We start from the raw sequence: 16,795 nt of genomic DNA, 5'->3' as shown, positions 1-16,795 counted from the left end.
CATCTGATCCGATATCTTCATGCGGCGCCGCGATTCGGAGTGCAAGAGGTAGGGCACTGAAGTGCCGGTTCGGCCCAAATGAGCACAAATAGGCCCATTCCGGCCCGTTGGCTTTCGTTCTCACCCGCGAGCCGCAATTTGGGAGGTGAGGGCCAGGCGATGAAGAGCTCGGGTTAACGGTTTAATCGCGAAGGCCCCGCCTGAAAGTCGATATACTCGCCAACGATGGGGATAAGCGCGTCTGAAGACATACGCCCTCTTGTCATTTGAGGTCGATGTCGATCTGTCGGATTGTGCCAGAAAAGCGGCTATCGGCCACAGTGTAATCGCCGTTGACTGGCGTGATCGTATCCATGCCCACATCGAATCCTTCAGTGTGAGACATCCAGCCACGAATGGTTCGACCAATCTGCCCGCTGGCCACTGGCTTGCCATCAATGCTGATGGTGAGCGTGCCGCCTGACCCGGCCTGCGCCTTGTCTGCTTTGAACGCTGCGGTGACCTTATGGTGGCCAGCGCTGAGCGCGCTGGGAGCTCGAATGGTGAATTCATCCGATCCTACGGCATTGTAGTGAAACACGGGCATTCCGTTCTTGAGATAAAACGCATAGCCTCCAAAACGGCCGCCCTGTGTTACCAGGACGCCTTTGGCATGTGTGCCAACGTCGACGTCCGCATCGATCGTGAATGATTTGCCTATCGTGTGCGGTGCCGCATCTTCGTTCAGATGGCTGAGCGGGGCGCGGTAGACGAAATGGCTGCGGTTGCCGCCCAGCGTAGGACGACCCTGCGCGCCTTCGCTGTAGTCATGGATCGGCAGGATGTGGTTAGCCGCCGCCTCCTTCCAGAACAGATCCTGCATTTCCTTGAGCTTGGCCGGATTGCTCGTGGCCAGATCGTTCGCCGTGGTAAAATCCTTGTCGAGGTTGAACAGCGTCCATTTGCGACTGTCCGGCCCAATGCCCAGCTTGCGGTCTTCTCCCACACCCACTTCCCAGGCCATGCGCTTGGGCAGAGTGCCGGCCATCCAGCCATCGTGGTAGACGCCGAAGTTCTCCATCATCTCGAAAACCTGCGTGCGCCGCTGCGAGGCGGCTTTGGGCGCGGCGAAGCTGTAGGCCAAGCTGATCCCGTCGAGCGGCTGCTGCGGGATGCCCTGCACCGTGCTGGGCGCCTTGACGCCGGTAGCTTCCAGGATGGTCGGCGCGATGTCGCTGACGTGGGCGTACTGGACGCGGAAGGTGCCCACATCCTTGATCCGCGCGGGCCACGAGATGACCATGCCATTGCGCGTGCCGCCCGCCTGCGAGGCGATCTGTTTCCACCACGGATAGGGGCTGTTCATTGCCCAGGCCCAGGGCGCCGGGAAGTGATTATAGACGTTCGGCCCGCCGATATCATCGTAGTGCGATGCGAGTTCGGCGAAGGTTTCTTTATGGCCGGTGATCGACGACTGTTCGAAGGCGAGGCCATCGAGGCCGCCTTCCGCGCTCGATCCGTTGTCGCCTTCGATGAAGACCACCATCGTGTTGTCTAGCTGCCCGCTGTCGCGCAGGGCCTGAATGACGCGACCGGCCTGGAAATCGGAATAGGCGACCGTAGCGGCATAGGCTTCCATCAGCCGCGCCGCGACCTTTTTATGTTCGGCGTCGAGGGTATCCCAAGCCGGCAACGCGGCGGGTCGCGGCGACAGCACCGAATCCTTCGGGATCAGGCCCATGGCCTTCTGGCGCTCAAAGCTTTCCTCGCGCACTTTGTCCCAGCCCTGGTCAAAGCGACCCTTGAACTTGTCGAGCCACTCCCGCGGTGCCTGGTGCGGCGTATGCGCGGCGCCAGGAGCGTAGTACATGAAGAACGGTTTGCCCGGCGCGCTGGCGTGCTGGGCCTGTAGCCAGCCGATGGCGTGGTTGGCGATGTCCTTTTCGAAGTGATAGGTCGGATCATCAGGCTGCTCGACCGCCTTCTCGTTCTCGACGAGATTGGGATTCCAAAGTGAGGTATCCGCCGACAGGAAGCCGTAGAAGTACTCGAAGCCAAGGCCTGTAGGCCAGCGGTCGAACGGGCCGGCCGGGCTCATCTCCCATTCGGGCGTGACGTGGCCCTTTCCCAGCATGGCGGTGTTGTACCCGCCTTCCTTGAGGATTTCCGCGATCGTCGCAGCGGTCTTGGGAATGACGGTAGTGTACCCGTCATAGCCTGTGGGCAGGTTGGTGACGTTGCCCATGTTGACGTTGTGCGGCTCGCGCCCGGTCAGCAGCGACGCGCGGGTGGGTGAGCACAGCGCGGTGGTGTTGAAGCGACTGTAGCGAAGGCCGTTGCTCGCCAACGCGTCGAACGTAGGCGTGGGGACCGGCCCACCGAACGCACTGCTGACGCCGTAGCCGACGTCGTCCGTCATGATGACCAGGACGTTGGGCGCGCTCTTGGGGGCGGTGGGCTCGGACGGCCAGCGCGGCGCATGGCTTGTCTCGACGGTCTTTCCAACAGTATCGCCCGCCGGCTGCGCCAGCCCCGGCGACGCGCAGGTAAGCGCCGAAGTGGCGAGCAAGGCGGCCCACACGCGCAACGATCTGGTCATGATTACATCTTTCCTGGCGTTCGCTCCTCCCACGATAAAAAAGGGGGGTCTCTGGTTGTCTCGCTATTGCGACCAGAGACCCTCAAGGGGAGGATGGGGGATGTCAGTAGCGGAAGGTGACTTGCGCCTGGACGGTGCGCGGAAGGCTGGCGTAGCCAGTCTGGTCGGCGACGACGCCCGCATTGGTGCCGGTGCCCGATCCGCTGTTGGGCGTGTCGTTGCCGCCGATCACATAGAAGCGGTTGGTGAGGTTCTTGCCGATGAGCTGAAACTGCCAGTGCTCGTCCGCCGTGGTGAGCGAGATGCTGCCGTCAAGCGAAACGTACCGCTTCTGCCAGGTGTAGGGATTGCCGAAGGCGGTTGCGATGTAGCTGCCGCTGTAGCGGGCATCGAGACCGAAAGCAGCCTTGGCGCCGCTGCCGAAGTGCGCTTCGTAGGATGCGCCGAGGTTCCCGGTCCAGTCGGGGGCGTTGGCGGTAGGCTGGCCACTCAGGTTCTGGCGATTGGCGATGGTGTCGGTCGCAGGGTTGAAAGGGCGTGAGCTGTCGGTCGTCGCGACGTAGACCAGGTTGCACCCCTGATTCCGCGTCTGCCCTGCCCAGCATGGCGAGCCCGGCGCATCGCCATATCGGGCGCGGTTGTAGTTTACGCTGCCATGCAGATCGAACCCGTCGAGCGCGCGTGGCGCCACCTGAAATTCGAACTCGATGCCCTTGGTGCGCGCCGAACCTGCATTGATGGTGGTAAAGGCGAAAATGTCCGACCGGAAGAAGTCGAGCTGCAGGTTGCTGTATTTGTAGTTGTACGCTGTCAGGTTGAGGCGCAACTGGCGGTCGAGCCAGGTGGTCTTGATGCCCACTTCGAAGCCCTTGGCCTTCTCGGGATCGAACTCGAAATCGGCCAGCCCGGCACTAGGGCTGTAGATGCCCGAGTTCGAGAAACCGCCCGACTTGTAAGCGGTTTTGTAGGCGCCGTAGATCGTGATGTCGTTGGTGGGCTTGTATGTCACGGTGGCTTCGGGCGACCAGTCCTCGAAGTTCTGGTTGGAGCGCAGCGTCACCTCCGGGAGGAAGATCCCCTGCGCCACGCGGATCGGATGCGAATACGGCTGGAGGAAGTAGCTGTCCTTGCTTTCCGATGTATAGCGCGCTCCGCCGGTGATTTCGACCTTGTCGATCGGGCGCACGATCAACTGGCCGAACATCGCGAACGTCTGCCCGTTGGTCTGCGAATCCTTCGAATTGGCGAGATAGCGCCGGAAACCCGGCGTCGCCGCGCTGTTCTCCAGGCCGCCCGAAGCCGTCCAGGCGTTGTAGTCGCGCTTGGTCGATTGGTAATAGCCCCCGATCATCGCATCCCACAGCCCGCCGATAGTGGTCTGCGCGCGCACTTCCTGCGAGAAGGCGTGCCAGGTCGAATCCTCGGTGGCGAAAACGCCCGGTGCACCGGCGCGGGACACGCTGTCGGCGTCGAACTGGAAGGTGTTGCGGTTCCAATTGTAGTTGGTGACCGATGAGATCGTCAGGTCGTCCATCGCCCAGGTCAGGCCCAGATTCACCGCCCACGACTTGTACTGATTGCCCTGCTGGCCATCGGCGTTGGAATAGGGCAGGCTTGCGGCGATGTCGGTCGGCGTGCGGTTCGCGGACGATGCGAAGCGCTTGCCGCAGGCGATCGCCGGGTTGCTCGCCAGTGCTCCGGTCGGGCAATAGTAAACGACCGAGCCGGCACTGGGGTTGTTGTTCTCGTTTATGCCGTAGTTCGCCTTCAGCACGGCTGTGAGCGTGTCGGTCGGCTGCCACTTTAGCGTACCGCGGATGTAGGCCTCTTTGGCGCGTCCGTCGCCGGCAGGGCCGGAGGTGTGAGCGGTGGTCACGCCCGGAACAGCAGTCGAAGTGCGGTCGATCGTGGGATAGGGCTGTTCGGTGCCCAGTTGCCGGTAATAGCCGTCGAACTGCTTGGCCGCGCGCGCGGCGATGCGGATTCCCAGCGTATCGCTGATTGGGCTGGAGACGATCGCTTCGCCGTAGACCTGCTTGGCGGCAAATTCGTACCCGCCGCGGGCAATGATCTCAAGCTTGTCGCCGGGATCTGCCGTGGTGATCGAGACGACGCCGGCTGTCGCATTCTTGCCGAAGAACAGTGCTTGAGGACCCTTGAGTATCTCAAGGCGGGCAAGGTCGAAGAACCCTTCGTTGATCGTGCGACCCTGACCGTAATAGGCGCCATCGACTATTACTGCGACTGACTGCTCAAGTCCGATGGAGGTCGTGTTCGACCCGATACCGCGCAGTACGAGCGTAGCGCCCGAGCCCGACGGCGTGCGCCCAATCGAGAAAGAGGGCGTCTGCGCCGCGACGCGCTCAAGATTGCTTAGATCATATTGCTGCATGCGCTCGGCGCTGATGGCGACCACTGAAACCGGCACATCCTGCGTCGTTTCCTGGCGCTTGCGCGCGGTAACTATGATGTCGCCGATGCCGCCTTCCTGCGCTTGCGCGGCTTGCGCAGTCTGGGCCAGTGCAGCGGGGGAATTCGCCAGCCCAATCCCGGCGGTCGCAGTCAGAAGCGCCGCGCGCATTACAGTCGAGCTATACCGAATGTGCGCGGCCCGGGCCTGTCGAGGCATGTCACCTTCTCCCAAATATTTTTTTAGGCCGCTGTCTGTTGAGCGGTCAGTCATTAAACCGTATGCGTCCATCAAAAATAACGCACCTGTTTTAATTGTCAGGGCGGAATGGGTAACGGGGGGTGACTGCTCAGTTGAAGTTAGACCCTGTACGAAAGGGGTCCCATGCTCCGCGAACTGGAATTCACTCGGGGTTCGTGTACGGACCGCAAAGTGACCGAATTGCCTTTACACTTTGCCGACGAAACCAAATTGCGGATCATCGCTGCGGCCGAATCGCTGTATGCGCAGCGCTCGATCGACAGCGTCTCGTTCCGCGAAATCGCTCAAGCGGCGGGCAATCGGAATACGAACGCTGTGCAATATCACTTCGGCAATCGAGATGCGCTGGTGCAGGCAATCTTTGCGTGGCGTGTATGGCAGATGGAAGGCCCGCGCGGCGAAGCTATTGCGACGCTGGAAGCGAATGGGGGACCGTTTGATCTTCACTCCCTCATGCGGATATTGTGCGAGCCAATCTTGGATCTGACCGATGGCGAGGGCCGTCACACCTATGCGGCGTTCATGAGTAAGTACCTGCTCCAGCAACGGCCAGCCGGCGTACTTCATGCTGGCGACACCCGCCCCGACCTTAATGCCAACCTGAGATGGCTTCTGGATCGAATCAACCGAATGGTCGGGGCCGAGGATCTGTATCTAGGAGATTATCGTCTTGCGCTTTCATATCTCGTAGTCATCAACATGCTGGTGCTTTCGGACAATGAGGGCCTGCAGAAGCGCAAGCCCAAACAATTTCGCGAGCGCTTTGAGATCGCGCTTACCATGGCCGTAGCAGCCCTCGAGCGCAGCTTTAGCTGACAAGCGAATATCGCCGCGAGACTGGTCATTATCACGATGCCAAATCTCCTCTGCATGGAACGGCGTTGCGGTCTCGCGCCAGGTCGCCTTCGCGCCGGCGACGCTCACACATGACGATATCGCCGCCGAATGCGACCGCGCCGTGCAGAAGGTGATGGCCGAGCGGACCGGCTATCCGCTGCCGAACTGACCAAACTCGAACGCGGCGATGCGGGCAAGCGCGTCGCCGCGCAGTGGGGTGCTTGCCCGCCGCTCGGTGCTTCCGTCTCCGAACAGCTCCGCCATCGCCAGGTCTTTCAGATGGCGATACCCGATATGGCAGTTGCACGTCGCCCGGCTGCATGGCGTGGCGCGGAGCTTCGCGTCGAAATCGGGATCGTGAATATTGCCGATCGGGGTGTCGATGAAGTGGCACCGTCGCACCTCTCCGTCGCCGCGCACCGATATCGCCGTCTCTCCCGCCGCGCAGGCACGTCCGGCAGTCGCATACGCGCGGTTGTTGAGCTCGAATAACGGATCGACTGCGGCCAGCCGCTCCACCTCGCCGTCCGAATAGCAGCCCTGCAGCCCTTCCTCGGCGTTGATCCACAGATATGTCTCCGGCGGCAGCGCCGCGCGGAGGCGTTCGATCGCATCGAAATGCGCGCGCAGCGCGACCACCCCGACGCTGTGCCGTATGCCCATCGCGGCCAGTTCGCGGATCTTGGTGACGAACCGTGCCTGGTCGGTCTCGCCGGGATGAAAGGTCGTCCACAGCGCGACCCGCTGCGTGTCGCACGCGGCGAGCCAGCCGGTGGAGCCTGACAAATTGGTCTGGATCGCCACCGTCTCGACCTGATTCAGATGCGAGAGCCGCGTGATCGTTTCGCGATAATAGCGCCGGATCAGCGCTTCGCCCCAGGGCGTGAAGAGGATCGCCACGCGCCGCGCGCGCAAGGCGACCCAGCCCTCGAACCGTTCGAGCGCGGCGCGATCAGTCGCGAGCGTCGCGCGACTGTCCTTGCGCTTGGCGAACGGACAATAGCCGCACGCATAGTTGCACCCCGAAAGCGGCCCGCGCCACAGGATCGAGAGCGTGGGCGGCTCGCTCATGTCACGGTCGTCGTACGCATCCGCGCGCGCACCGCATCCGAATAGAAGAGCGGCGGGATCGCGTCCGAATGTTCGAGTCCTGCCGGCGTGGGGCGAAGCAATGTCCCGTGCGCCTCGATAAGCCCCATTTCGCCGATCCGGTCGAGCCCGGGTAGCGCCACCCCCGGCGCCACGCCGAACACCTGTTCGAACCGTGCGGTATCCAGCCCGTCGCGGCGCAGGATCGACTTGAGTACATACCGTCGCATCGCTTCACCCACGCTCATTTCGATGCCGTGATAGGCGAAGCGGAACGCGTCGGTATCGCACGCCGCGAAATCGTCGAGGATGTCGAGCACGCCACGCCGGGTCACCGCATAGCGCGTCGCATAATGCGCCCGGCTGGTATAGGATCGCGCACCGGTGCCGAGCCCGAGCACGCCATCTTCCTGGCAGCTAAACTCGTTCCCCGAAGTGCCCACGCCCGCGGGGCGATGGAAGGCGCGCATCGACACCTGCTCGTACCCCGCGTCGAGCAGCAGGTCGCGCCCGACGCGATAGAGCGCGCGTCGATGCTCGTCCTCGACCTGGGAGCGCCGGTCGAGACCGGTGCGGGGGCGCACATAGAGCGGGTACAGGAAGATCTCCTCGGGTGCCCATTCGAGCGCGCGGTGCAGCGAATGGCGCCAGCTCGCTGCGGTCTGGTTTTCCGCGCCGTAGATCAGGTCGATGTTGAGCCGCCCGAAGCGGTGCGCGCGGATCGTGTCGAGCGCGGCGGCGAGCATCGCTGGCTCCTGCGGGCGGCCCATCGCGCGTGTTTCGGCCTCGATGAACGACTGCACACCGATGCTGATCCGCTCGAAGCCCCATTGCGAGAGCAGGGCGATCGTCTCGGGCGTGGCGGTTTTGGGCGAGGTCTCGATGCCGGAGGGCAGCCGCCTTGGATCGGCGTTCAGCCGCGTGGCGATGCGTTCGAACAGCGCTTCCAGCGGGGCGGGGCCGACCAGCGTCGGCGTCCCGCCGCCGATGGCGAGCTGTACCGGACGCACGGTGCCGAGTTCATCGCGCACGGCCTCGATCTGTCGGGCCAGTGCAGCGAGGTAGTTTTCGACCCGGTCCTCGTCGGGATTGGCGGTCGTGAACAGGTTACAGAAGCCGCACCGCATCTCGCAGAACGGGATATGGAGATAGAGGAAGAGCCGGTCCATCCGCTCTCCCGCCCATATGTCGCGCAGCGGCTGGGGTGCGGCGAAGCTGCGATAGGCGTTCTTGTGCGGATAGCCATAAGCGTAATCCTGGTAGAGCGGCCCCAGGCCCGCCGGCACCGCCCTTACGATCGACGGGGCGGGACTCATGCCGCCACCTCGCGTTGCGGCAGGATCATCTGGGCATAGGGCACGTCCCATACGCTTCGATGGCCGATGCGGTGGCCGTGATAGCCGTCTTCGCCGAAGGCCGTGCCGTGGTCCGAACACAGGATCGCCAGCACCGGCGCGCGTGCCCGCATTGCCGCGAACAGTGCCGGCAGGTGCCGGTCGACATCCGCCAGCGCCGCTCGCTGGCTCGCGGCGTCGTCGCGGTCTTCGCCGCCGTAGAAATGATGCGGCGGGTGACAGGCGGCGATGTTGACGAAGAGGAACAGACGCTGCCCCGCCGGTTGCGCTTCCACCCGCTCGACCGCGCGCGCCACCTGGTTGGCAGCGGAATCGCGACAGCCGACGCCCAGCGATTCGTCCCACCAGCTTTCGTCGAACAGCCCGGGCAGTACCGATCCGAGCGCCGATCGCTTGTTGAAGAACCCCGTCCCGCCGATGCAGATGGTGCGATAGCCCTGTGCAGCGAAGCCCGTCACGATATCGGGCGTGTCGAATACCAGCGTGCCGGTGCCGGTCGTCTCGCTGCCCGGAAAGCGCGCCGCGAACAGCCGGTGATGCCGTTCCGGTGCGATTTCACGAGGCTCCGCCGGGGTTGGCAGAAAGCCTGCGAAGAATGCCTGGTGCGCCGCGAACGTGAAGCTCGCCGGCGAGTGCCGCAGTTCCCACGTTCCGTTCGGCAGAAGCCCGGCGAGATTGGGCGTCTCCCCGCGCGCTGCGGCTTCGGCCGCAACGTCGTAGCGCAATGTGTCCAACGTGATGAACAACAGGTCATGCGTTCCCAGGCACGCGGCGGCATCGATCTGGCTCATGCGGCCGCCTGTGCTCCCGTTGCGCAGTGCTGCGCAATACGATCGAGCTGCGCGTCATAGGGGGTCCGCCCGTCCACCATCAGATCCTTCACGAAATCACCGAAGACATTCGCCTCGATCAGCCGGTGCCGCCGGCCATCGTTCAGCACCGCGATATCGATGCCGATCACATCGCTTGCCGGAAACAAAGCCGCCGCGCGCCGCGCGGAATCGACCGCTTCGGCCCATGCGGCCGCGCCGATCCGCGCGACCAGCCGTTCGATCGGGTGCCGTGCGCCACCCAGATGGAGGTTGGTCATCGGATGCCGGCTCGTCCGAAGCACCGGAAACGCTCCGGCGCCCTTGATGCAGACGATCCGCACATCGGCGATATGTCCATCGACGGCGAGCTTCGGCACCCACGCCTCGACATGCAGTCCGAACGGGGCGAGCCGGTCGATCAGCCGCGCGATTTCGGTCCGGTCGGTGAGCCGACGCACCGCGCGCGTCGCACGGACCCGGCCATCGACCAGCACGGCGGTGGTCACCGCGACCCATTGCGCGCCGTGGCGCGCCAGCGCGACCATTCCGGCGGCTGCCGATCCGTGACGTAACTTCACGAACACCCTGCACAGTTTCTCGCGGCGCATGGCGGTTGCCAGCGTATCGAACCCGTCCACCGGAGAAAGCACCCTCGGCGTCGCGAGCCCGGCCTCGCGGAACCGGGTGGCCGTTCTCGTCTTGTCGAACGCGCAGGCGACATCCGCCGCGTTCGTCGACATTGCCGCGCCCGCGTCGTGCGCGATCCGTTCTGCCACACGGACCCCCGCCGCCAGCCCGAACGCGAACTGGGTAGGCGACCCGATATCGCCTTGCGCGAGCATTGCCTCAATTCCTGCGGGCACCGTCTCGATCGCCTCGGCGGCGGCGGCCCCGGCGCCTGCCGCTAGCACCGCCGCGATCGCGCGCACGTCCTGATCGGGTGTATCGATCCGAAGATACCCGCCGCGCGCCACCATCATCGCCAATCGCTCGGGCTCGGCCAGAAACCGGTCCCAGCCGATCACGGCTGGCGCCCGGCCGAAGCGCGCGACGCATGCCTGTGCGAAAGCGTCGTGCCGTGGCCCCGACGCCGCGCCGAGCACGACCATGTGTGTATCGGGAAATGCCACGTCGAGAGCCGCGCGGCTATTCTCCAACCGCGACGTAATATTGCGTCTTGCCGTCCCATTCGTCGGCTTCCTGCAGATCGTCGGCAACGAGGTTCGGCGTTGCTCCGCGCAGCAGGGCGAGCCCCTCCGAGCTCACATAATGATGCGAGATATCGAGCGTCTCGAGTCCGCCGAGCCGTCCCGATGTGGCGAGTGCCCGTGCTCCCTCATCCGTCAGCGTACCCATCGACAGGTCGAGCGTCTTGATCCGGTCGAGCAGCGGCGATGCGGCCAGTGCCGTGGCGATCGCATCGCTGTATTCGCTGTTGCGCAGCGCCAGCGTCTCGAGTGCCGGGAAAAGCTTTCCTGCGAAGAGGTCGGCGAAATCCTCGACCGAACTGTCGGCGCCATAGTCGTCGGCGCCCAGCCATAGCTCAAAATGGCGGATCGGAGCGTTGGCGGCCAGCGCCTCGCGCACCAGGCTTCGGGACATGCCGCCGGTCTGAACGACCAACGTATCGAGACGCTGGTGATTGATCGCGCCAAGTCGCAGATTGTTTCCGCCGCGGACCCAGAATTGCTCGAGCCGGGGGAAGGCGCTCCAGATCGCCGCATATTCGCCCTGCTCGATCCAGCTTATCTCATTTTCTTCGGACGTGATGTCACCGAAGAACAACGCGTTGATCGCCGGCAGCTTGTCCTTTTTTGCCACCAGCATTTCGATCGCCGCAGCGGGACTCACCTCATAGGTTTCGCCATTCTCCGCCCAAAGCCCGAAAACGAGCGCGCTGGTGGACGCCGCGCCGGGAGCATCGAGCATCGTCGCGAGCAGGTCTCGCAACGCATGATTGCTATCATACTCACAGCGCAGCCGCGGCGTGACAACGCCGAAATCGCTGATGTCCCCGGCTGCCTTGAAGTCGACTACCGGCTTGCCCGCGAAACTTTCCAGATTGCCGCTTACGGTCATTGTGGTTCTGCTCCGATGGTTCCGCTGCAACTTCGGCGCATCACGCGCGTGAAGTCAACATCAGAGCGATAACAGGAGCTTGCGATACGGTGCGCGAGAATATCTGTGTTCACGCGAGCGGTCTCCGAATCCGTACGCGCTCGTCTCGCGTCACCTTGTGCGCCGCGACGGTGGTGTTGGTCGCGTTGGCCGAGACGGTGTTGTTGTTAGCCGTTTTCGACTGACGCTTGAATAACGGTCAGCGTGCATTCTGCGATTGGTTCGCTAGCTGGCAAGCTAAGCCTTCCCGATTGGGAATGGCGATCGAGACGCTCAGGGCATTCCCGTAAGGATGGTTGATCGGGAAGCGATGTGTCCTCCGCCTAGCTGGCTGCGAAGGTTAATGCTTCGATCTTGTTCCCGTCCGGGTCAAGGACGAAGGCTGCATAATAGTTGGCGTCATATTCCGGTCGAAGACCCGGCGCGCCCCCGCTGTCACCACCGTTTGCCAGAGCGGTTCGAAAAAATGCGTCTACGGCAGCGCGCTTCTCCACCTCGAACGCTACGTGGGTTCCGTTGCCGACAGTAGGCGGTTTTCCGTCTGCCGGGAGGTTGAGGCTAAAGACGGTGATGCCAGCTCCGTAGCCGACAGCCTCCTCGACATCGAGAGTTCGTCGCAAACCCAACTCTGCCATGACCGGATCATAGAACACACGGGCACGAGCGAGATCCGTGGTGCCGAGCGAGACGTGATGCAGCATCCCAAATCTCCATGAGTGACAGCAAATTAACGGGAATCGACGTAAAATGTGAATAGGCGTCGAAATCAAACCCCGTCTACTTTCATTTCAACCACTTGAAAACGGCACGGAATATGCCGTTTCAGGGGATCGCATCGGGCGCCGCGCCAAAGCTGGCCGTGGTGCCGGCTGGCCCCGACCGCCGCTCCACCCCGATGAAGCGGAATCGCGTCCGAAACGTTCCACTCCGAAGCAACGGGCGAGCTACCATGTTGAAAGCGATAAAAACTACCGCTGTCCTCTGTGCCGCCACGCTCATGACCGCCGTGCCCGCATCCGCCGCGCCGCTGTCGGGATGGTACGGCAAATTTGTGTGGGAAGAGGCGTTGGGCCGCATCGGCGGCGAAGGCCGCGACGGCGTGGCGATCTTCGTCACGCATACGCTGACGCTCGGACCGAGCGCCGGTTCGAGCGGATGCCGCCTCGATGCGGAAGGATACCAGACCGATCGGCATTGGAAGTGCACCGCCACGCCGGAGATGGGGTCGGTGATCATCAAGCTGTTCAAGCTGCGCCCGACCGATCCCGGCCAGGGTCTCTCCGGCACCCGACTGTTCAAAATCACGCGCGGCGAGAGCGGATTGGTGACTCGCCTCGAATCCTATACGCCGACCAGCGGCGCGACCGATAGCAGCGAGCATCTCTTCCGCCGCGTCGGTTGATCGCTCGACACCGAGCAAGCGCCCTGCGCCAACGAAAGCCGACGCCAGATCAATTGCAGCTTTGCGATAACCGGCTCCTGGGCGGCGATGGGCTCGCACGACCCCGAAACGGTCGCTCGCGCGGGTTCGCGAAAGCCTCGCCGCCGAGCGTCAACGACACTAACAGGAGAGCATGATGCAGACCTCAGCGCAGTTTCGCCGTCTCCATCGCCACGCAGGCATCGATCGGTTCGCCGGCCTGCCGCCCCAGTTCGAGCGCAGCGACCGGGGCTGGTTGTTTCGCCGCTATGGCCACGGGCCGGCGATCCGCGTGTCCGACGACGAATATGCGAGGTTCATGCGGACCGGGCTTTGGGCCGTCATCCTGCACGGCGTCGCGCTGATCGCGTTCGGGGCCTTTGCGTGGCTGCTGCTCGACAGGATACTGCCGGGCTGGAGCGGCAACGCGCGCGCGCCCGTCTTCGGCGTGGTGCTCTCGCTGATCGCACTCGCGCTACAGGGTTCGCTACGCCACTATGCCGACGCGCCGACCCGCGTGCTCGTCGATCGGCCGCCCGAACGACCGGCGCGCGACCCGGACGCGTCGATGCAGCCCAATTATACGACGATCATCGCGCTGGTCCTGTTCCTGCTGTTCATGGCGGCGATCGGCACCCAGCAACCGGCCAGCTTCTACATCGCCTTCGCGACCGCCTCGGTCACGCTCGGCGTGGTCCTGGCGATACGGCGCCTGCGCTTCGATCGCATCCTGACCGTCGCGCAGCGCGAGCGGCTGCGCGAGCAGCGTGTAACCGAACTGGCGATCGAGCGCGCGCGTCGGAAGGAGTCCGATCCGTTGTGGAAGGGCGCGGTGTTGCTCGTGTTCGTCGCGCTAGAGCTCGTGGTAATAGGCGGGGGCATCATTCTGGGCGTCGGCATCGCGCAGGCGATCGCGGGGCAGACGTCCGACGACATGGGTTTTGGAGTGTTCATGTTGGGCTTTCTGCCGGGGCTCGCCTTTGGTGCGCTTCTTTTCTGGCCGCTGGAAAAGCTCTGCAAGCGCTGGACCGGCTATTCCGCACTGCATGCGTTCGATTGGATCCCGCCGGGCTGGTGAGCGGTCCGCCGCTCCGACGGGCTGTCATCGAAATGCTGCCGTTCCGTCATCACCACGAAAACGCGCGGTGGGTCGGCGATCTCCAGCGATGCGTTCCACACGCTGGCGACGAAAGCGGCGGTCGCGCGGAATCTCGAACAGTTGGTGCAAGCGGCTGGTCAGGCCGAGATCGACATCCGGCCGCGATCGACCGCGAACGCGCAGCCCGTATCCTGCGGTGCGGGGGAGGCGGGCCTAACGGGTTCGGCCGTGTCCTCCATGCCAACAGCTTTCGCCGCCCCACGATCGTCCCTCCACCCATCGCGGCCTTATCGATCGCCGGGGGCGGGCGAGGTTCCGCCTTTACCCGATGCGCCGGCTCCACGTTCAACCATCTCGCGGCAGAGATCATCGTGATCGCGTCGGGCGGCGTAATGCACATGCAGGTCGGTCACGATCGTCGTGGCCACGACGTCCTTGCCGATGCGCCGGACGAAGGGATCAGCGGCACGGAGCCCGAAGACCAGCGTGACCGATCCCGCCGAACACCACCAGGTGGCGTTGCTGCCGACATGCGCCAGCCAGGGGGAGCGGAGCAGCGCCTCGCCAATCGCCGCCACGTCCATCGCCGCCGGGACCTCAATCATGCCGACGTGTGGCGCCGCGACATCATCGGCGAGGCAGACGCTGTCGCGGGTCAGCTTGACCCGGTGCATCGCGCCGGGCGGCGCGAGCCAGGGCCAGGCCAGCGTGACGGTGGGGGGCGGCACCGCCTCGCGCAGCACCTCCCCGAACGTCTCGCGGAACTCCATGAGATGCAGCAGCACGAAGCGGTTGGTCGGCTCGTCGTAGCGGTGGCCGGCATCGCATCGCGGGCAGCAGGCGTGCAGGTTTCGGACCATGCGCGCCTGCAGCGTGTGGAACTGGGCGAATGCTTTATGTGCGTATGCGGCGAAAATTGCGTCGGCCCGAGCCAGCGCCTCCACGCGGAGCGGGGCGACACACCAGCCGCATGGCCAGCTCTCGACCAGCGCCTGCTTGCGCTTCGCCGTGCGCTTTTCGGCGATCGCCACGAACGGCAGGACGAAAGGAATCGACACGATGAACAGCAGGATCAGGAAAGGCGCCGCGATGGCGGTCAGCGCGGTCTTCACCCGACCAATCCAGGATGCGCGCCTCGGCATCGGCCCTCGCCGTCTCAGCGCCGGTTCGGTGCGGGCTTGCCTGGGTGGCAAGCAAGTTCCGCGATCCGGGGGCGGGCATCCTGAACCTCGACGCAGCGCATGCAGGCTGCGGCTGCGTCGTCCGTCGCCCGCGTCATGCCGTGCGATTCCACCGACCTGCTCGCAGACCGACGGGCCGCAGCAGCGCCGCACCGATGACCGCGAACACGCTGCCCATGAGGCCAAGGAAGCCGACCGTTCCCCAGATCGCGCTGAATTGATCGACACAGGGATCGCGCGCCGGATCGCGTGGATCGTAACGCACCATGACCACCTCTCCCGCGCGCAGCGTGACGTCACCGTTCTGATGGTACGTCACCACTTTCCCCTTGGTGGTGCGGAAGCGGATCTCGACGTGATGCGGCCCGTATGACTCGGCGATCACCAGCCCGGCCGCCAGTTGGCTGTGCTGGACGAATTCGTGTGTCGACTTCGCCACGAAACCGGCCGCGATCAGCATCACGATCCCCACCGGCAAGAAGACCGCGCCCTTGAATCGGTCGGGCACGGTCATGCTTGCGACTGCGTGTGGGTGGCACGGTGCGCAACCCACATCGCCATCAAGCCGGAGAACGCTGCGGTCGCAGCGAGGATGCAGTAGAGGAGGTCGTCGATCGGATCCGGGTTAGGGTTCCTGCCGTCCAACTGTCGGCGCTCCAGCAGCACCACATGAGGCGCCAGCCGGAAGCCGGCGCGACGCAGTTGCTCTGCCGTCCAGTCGTCCAGCCGTTGGGGCACGCCTTCCCGTGCGCCGGGCGGATCGATCATGTTCCAGATCGCTTCGCCATAGTGCGGACTGGTGTGATCGACTTCGAGCAGTGAGACGGCGCGCGCGCTGGCCTCACCCGCCGGCCGCAGGGCGAAATAGACGTCGCGATGAACGTCTTGACGGACACGATAATCATGCGCCCATTCCGGCGATCTCTCGGCCGTGACCTTGGTGACCCTGATGGCGTCGGGCAGCGACGTCGCGGGATCGGTCAGGACAGCGTGGGACATCTCGGCGAGGGGGGCGTGGGGAGCGGAAGAGTCGTGAACGCCCTTCGCCACGAACCCGGCCAAAGCCACCGCGCCGATCGTGGCGACCGCGCCCGCGATCTGTTTGGTCAGCCGCAGACGCCGCGGCAACGCGTCGATGCCCGTGCTCACCCGCGGACCCCATGTGGTGTCGAACGCCTGTCGCATGCCAAGGCGGAACGGCGCCCCCCGATCGATCCTGCTCATCCGCGCTACAACCAGCGGCAGGAAGGCGATCGGTGTGAACGGGATTGCCAGCAGGATGACGCTGTTCGAGCCGAACGTCCGCAACTGCCACGTCTCGAGCCAGCCGAACGGGCCGCGCGCCGATATCAACCCTGCCGCCAGCAGTATCGGGAACGCGATGTACCAGACTATCGCGACGATCTTGCCCAAGCGGTAACGCTGCATCCAGGCCTGATCGATGCCCGGATCGCCGAGCGTGAGCACCGGACGCGTTCCGGTGAAGGCGAGGCCGAAGCGGCGATAGTCGTCCGGTGTTCCCGCGCTCGTCATCCGCTTGCATCCCGCGCCAAATCGTCACGCACGAACGTGCAAGGTGCGGTTGCGTTGCGCGCCGGCGATCGATCATGCCGTGGCACGATCCGCGTCGCCGCA

General features: G+C 64.2%; 14 protein-coding genes. 3 read left to right on the top strand and 11 right to left on the bottom strand.

What is annotated here, in order from left to right; genetic code table 11:
* Positions 1-262 precede the first annotated feature (262 nt).
* Together EWE75_RS06930 and EWE75_RS06925 are read right to left on the bottom strand one after the other, a co-directional pair.
* Complete coding sequence (locus EWE75_RS06930) at positions 263-2,578, bottom strand: arylsulfatase (RefSeq protein ID WP_130155940.1); 2,316 nt, start codon at positions 2,576-2,578, stop codon at positions 263-265.
* Between the two features lie 103 nt (positions 2,579-2,681).
* Positions 2,682-5,159: a TonB-dependent receptor gene (locus tag EWE75_RS06925; protein ID WP_130155939.1), complete on the bottom strand. Its 2,478-nt coding sequence runs from the start codon at positions 5,157-5,159 to the stop codon at positions 2,682-2,684.
* 213 nt (positions 5,160-5,372) lie between these two features.
* On the opposite strand from EWE75_RS06925, the gene EWE75_RS06920 reads away from it, so the two are divergent.
* Positions 5,373-6,065, top strand: a complete 693-nt coding sequence (locus tag EWE75_RS06920; RefSeq protein ID WP_130155938.1) for a helix-turn-helix domain-containing protein — start codon at positions 5,373-5,375, stop codon at positions 6,063-6,065.
* 171 nt (positions 6,066-6,236) lie between these two features.
* Here EWE75_RS06920 and EWE75_RS06915 read toward each other — a convergent pair whose 3' ends face one another.
* The 6 genes from EWE75_RS06915 to EWE75_RS06890 all read right to left on the bottom strand — a co-directional run bounded on the left by EWE75_RS06915 (position 6,237) and on the right by EWE75_RS06890 (position 12,161).
* A complete protein-coding gene (locus tag EWE75_RS06915; RefSeq protein ID WP_130155937.1) occupies positions 6,237-7,157 on the bottom strand; it encodes an STM4011 family radical SAM protein in 921 nt (306 codons plus the stop codon).
* Complete coding sequence (locus EWE75_RS06910; protein ID WP_206364706.1) at positions 7,154-8,491, bottom strand: STM4012 family radical SAM protein; 1,338 nt, start codon at positions 8,489-8,491, stop codon at positions 7,154-7,156. Before EWE75_RS06910 ends, EWE75_RS06915 begins: the two co-directional genes overlap by 4 nt.
* Positions 8,488-9,321: an STM4013/SEN3800 family hydrolase gene (locus EWE75_RS06905; protein WP_130155936.1), complete on the bottom strand. Its 834-nt coding sequence runs from the start codon at positions 9,319-9,321 to the stop codon at positions 8,488-8,490. The genes EWE75_RS06910 and EWE75_RS06905 overlap by 4 nt, the downstream gene beginning before the upstream one ends.
* Entirely contained in the window at positions 9,318-10,472 is a 1,155-nt protein-coding gene (locus EWE75_RS06900) for an STM4014 family protein (protein WP_130155935.1), read from the bottom strand. The genes EWE75_RS06905 and EWE75_RS06900 overlap by 4 nt, the downstream gene beginning before the upstream one ends.
* A 16-nt stretch (positions 10,473-10,488) precedes the next feature.
* Positions 10,489-11,421: an STM4015 family protein gene (locus tag EWE75_RS06895; RefSeq protein ID WP_130155934.1), complete on the bottom strand. Its 933-nt coding sequence runs from the start codon at positions 11,419-11,421 to the stop codon at positions 10,489-10,491.
* 362 nt (positions 11,422-11,783) lie between these two features.
* On the bottom strand, positions 11,784-12,161 hold the full coding sequence (locus tag EWE75_RS06890; protein ID WP_130155933.1) for a VOC family protein: 378 nt from the start codon (positions 12,159-12,161) through the stop codon (positions 11,784-11,786).
* Between the two features lie 296 nt (positions 12,162-12,457).
* On the opposite strand from EWE75_RS06890, the gene EWE75_RS06885 reads away from it, so the two are divergent.
* Complete coding sequence (locus EWE75_RS06885) at positions 12,458-12,862, top strand: DUF5991 domain-containing protein (protein ID WP_130155932.1); 405 nt, start codon at positions 12,458-12,460, stop codon at positions 12,860-12,862.
* 175 nt (positions 12,863-13,037) lie between these two features.
* A complete protein-coding gene (locus tag EWE75_RS06880) occupies positions 13,038-13,958 on the top strand; it encodes a hypothetical protein (RefSeq protein WP_130155931.1) in 921 nt (306 codons plus the stop codon).
* 308 nt (positions 13,959-14,266) lie between these two features.
* Here EWE75_RS06880 and EWE75_RS06875 read toward each other — a convergent pair whose 3' ends face one another.
* From EWE75_RS06875 to EWE75_RS06865, 3 genes are all read right to left on the bottom strand, one after another.
* Positions 14,267-15,091 (bottom strand): hypothetical protein, encoded by an 825-nt coding sequence (locus EWE75_RS06875; protein ID WP_130155930.1) that lies wholly within the window; start codon positions 15,089-15,091, stop codon positions 14,267-14,269.
* Between the two features lie 163 nt (positions 15,092-15,254).
* Positions 15,255-15,674 carry a DUF3592 domain-containing protein gene (locus EWE75_RS06870; protein ID WP_130155929.1) on the bottom strand — a complete coding sequence of 140 codons (420 nt, stop codon included), beginning with the start codon at positions 15,672-15,674 and terminating at the stop codon, positions 15,255-15,257.
* Complete coding sequence (locus EWE75_RS06865; protein WP_130155928.1) at positions 15,671-16,693, bottom strand: hypothetical protein; 1,023 nt, start codon at positions 16,691-16,693, stop codon at positions 15,671-15,673. Before EWE75_RS06865 ends, EWE75_RS06870 begins: the two co-directional genes overlap by 4 nt.
* Between the last annotated feature and the right edge of the window lie 102 nt (positions 16,694-16,795).

The sequence above is a fragment of the Sphingomonas populi genome (assembly GCF_004208535.1).
Taxonomy (GTDB): domain Bacteria; phylum Pseudomonadota; class Alphaproteobacteria; order Sphingomonadales; family Sphingomonadaceae; genus Sphingomonas; species Sphingomonas populi.
The sequence above is the reverse complement of the archived record's forward strand: the minus strand, read 5'-3'. Positions and strand labels throughout refer to the sequence as shown.

Excerpts from the sequence above, each read along its gene's own strand:
- EWE75_RS06930 (WP_130155940.1), bottom strand. The coding sequence starts at position 2,578 with ATGACCAGATCGTTGCGCGTGTGGGCCGCCTTGCTCGCCACTTCGGCG.
- EWE75_RS06925 (WP_130155939.1), bottom strand. The coding sequence starts at position 5,159 with ATGCGCGCGGCGCTTCTGACTGCGACCGCCGGGATTGGGCTGGCGAAT.
- EWE75_RS06920 (WP_130155938.1), top strand. The coding sequence starts at position 5,373 with ATGCTCCGCGAACTGGAATTCACTCGGGGTTCGTGTACGGACCGCAAA.
- EWE75_RS06915 (WP_130155937.1), bottom strand. The coding sequence starts at position 7,157 with ATGAGCGAGCCGCCCACGCTCTCGATCCTGTGGCGCGGGCCGCTTTCG.
- EWE75_RS06910 (WP_206364706.1), bottom strand. The coding sequence starts at position 8,491 with ATGAGTCCCGCCCCGTCGATCGTAAGGGCGGTGCCGGCGGGCCTGGGG.
- EWE75_RS06905 (WP_130155936.1), bottom strand. The coding sequence starts at position 9,321 with ATGAGCCAGATCGATGCCGCCGCGTGCCTGGGAACGCATGACCTGTTG.
- EWE75_RS06895 (WP_130155934.1), bottom strand. The coding sequence starts at position 11,421 with ATGACCGTAAGCGGCAATCTGGAAAGTTTCGCGGGCAAGCCGGTAGTC.
- EWE75_RS06890 (WP_130155933.1), bottom strand. The coding sequence starts at position 12,161 with ATGCTGCATCACGTCTCGCTCGGCACCACGGATCTCGCTCGTGCCCGT.
- EWE75_RS06885 (WP_130155932.1), top strand. The coding sequence starts at position 12,458 with ATGACCGCCGTGCCCGCATCCGCCGCGCCGCTGTCGGGATGGTACGGC.
- EWE75_RS06880 (WP_130155931.1), top strand. The coding sequence starts at position 13,038 with ATGCAGACCTCAGCGCAGTTTCGCCGTCTCCATCGCCACGCAGGCATC.
- EWE75_RS06870 (WP_130155929.1), bottom strand. The coding sequence starts at position 15,674 with ATGACCGTGCCCGACCGATTCAAGGGCGCGGTCTTCTTGCCGGTGGGG.
- EWE75_RS06865 (WP_130155928.1), bottom strand. The coding sequence starts at position 16,693 with ATGACGAGCGCGGGAACACCGGACGACTATCGCCGCTTCGGCCTCGCC.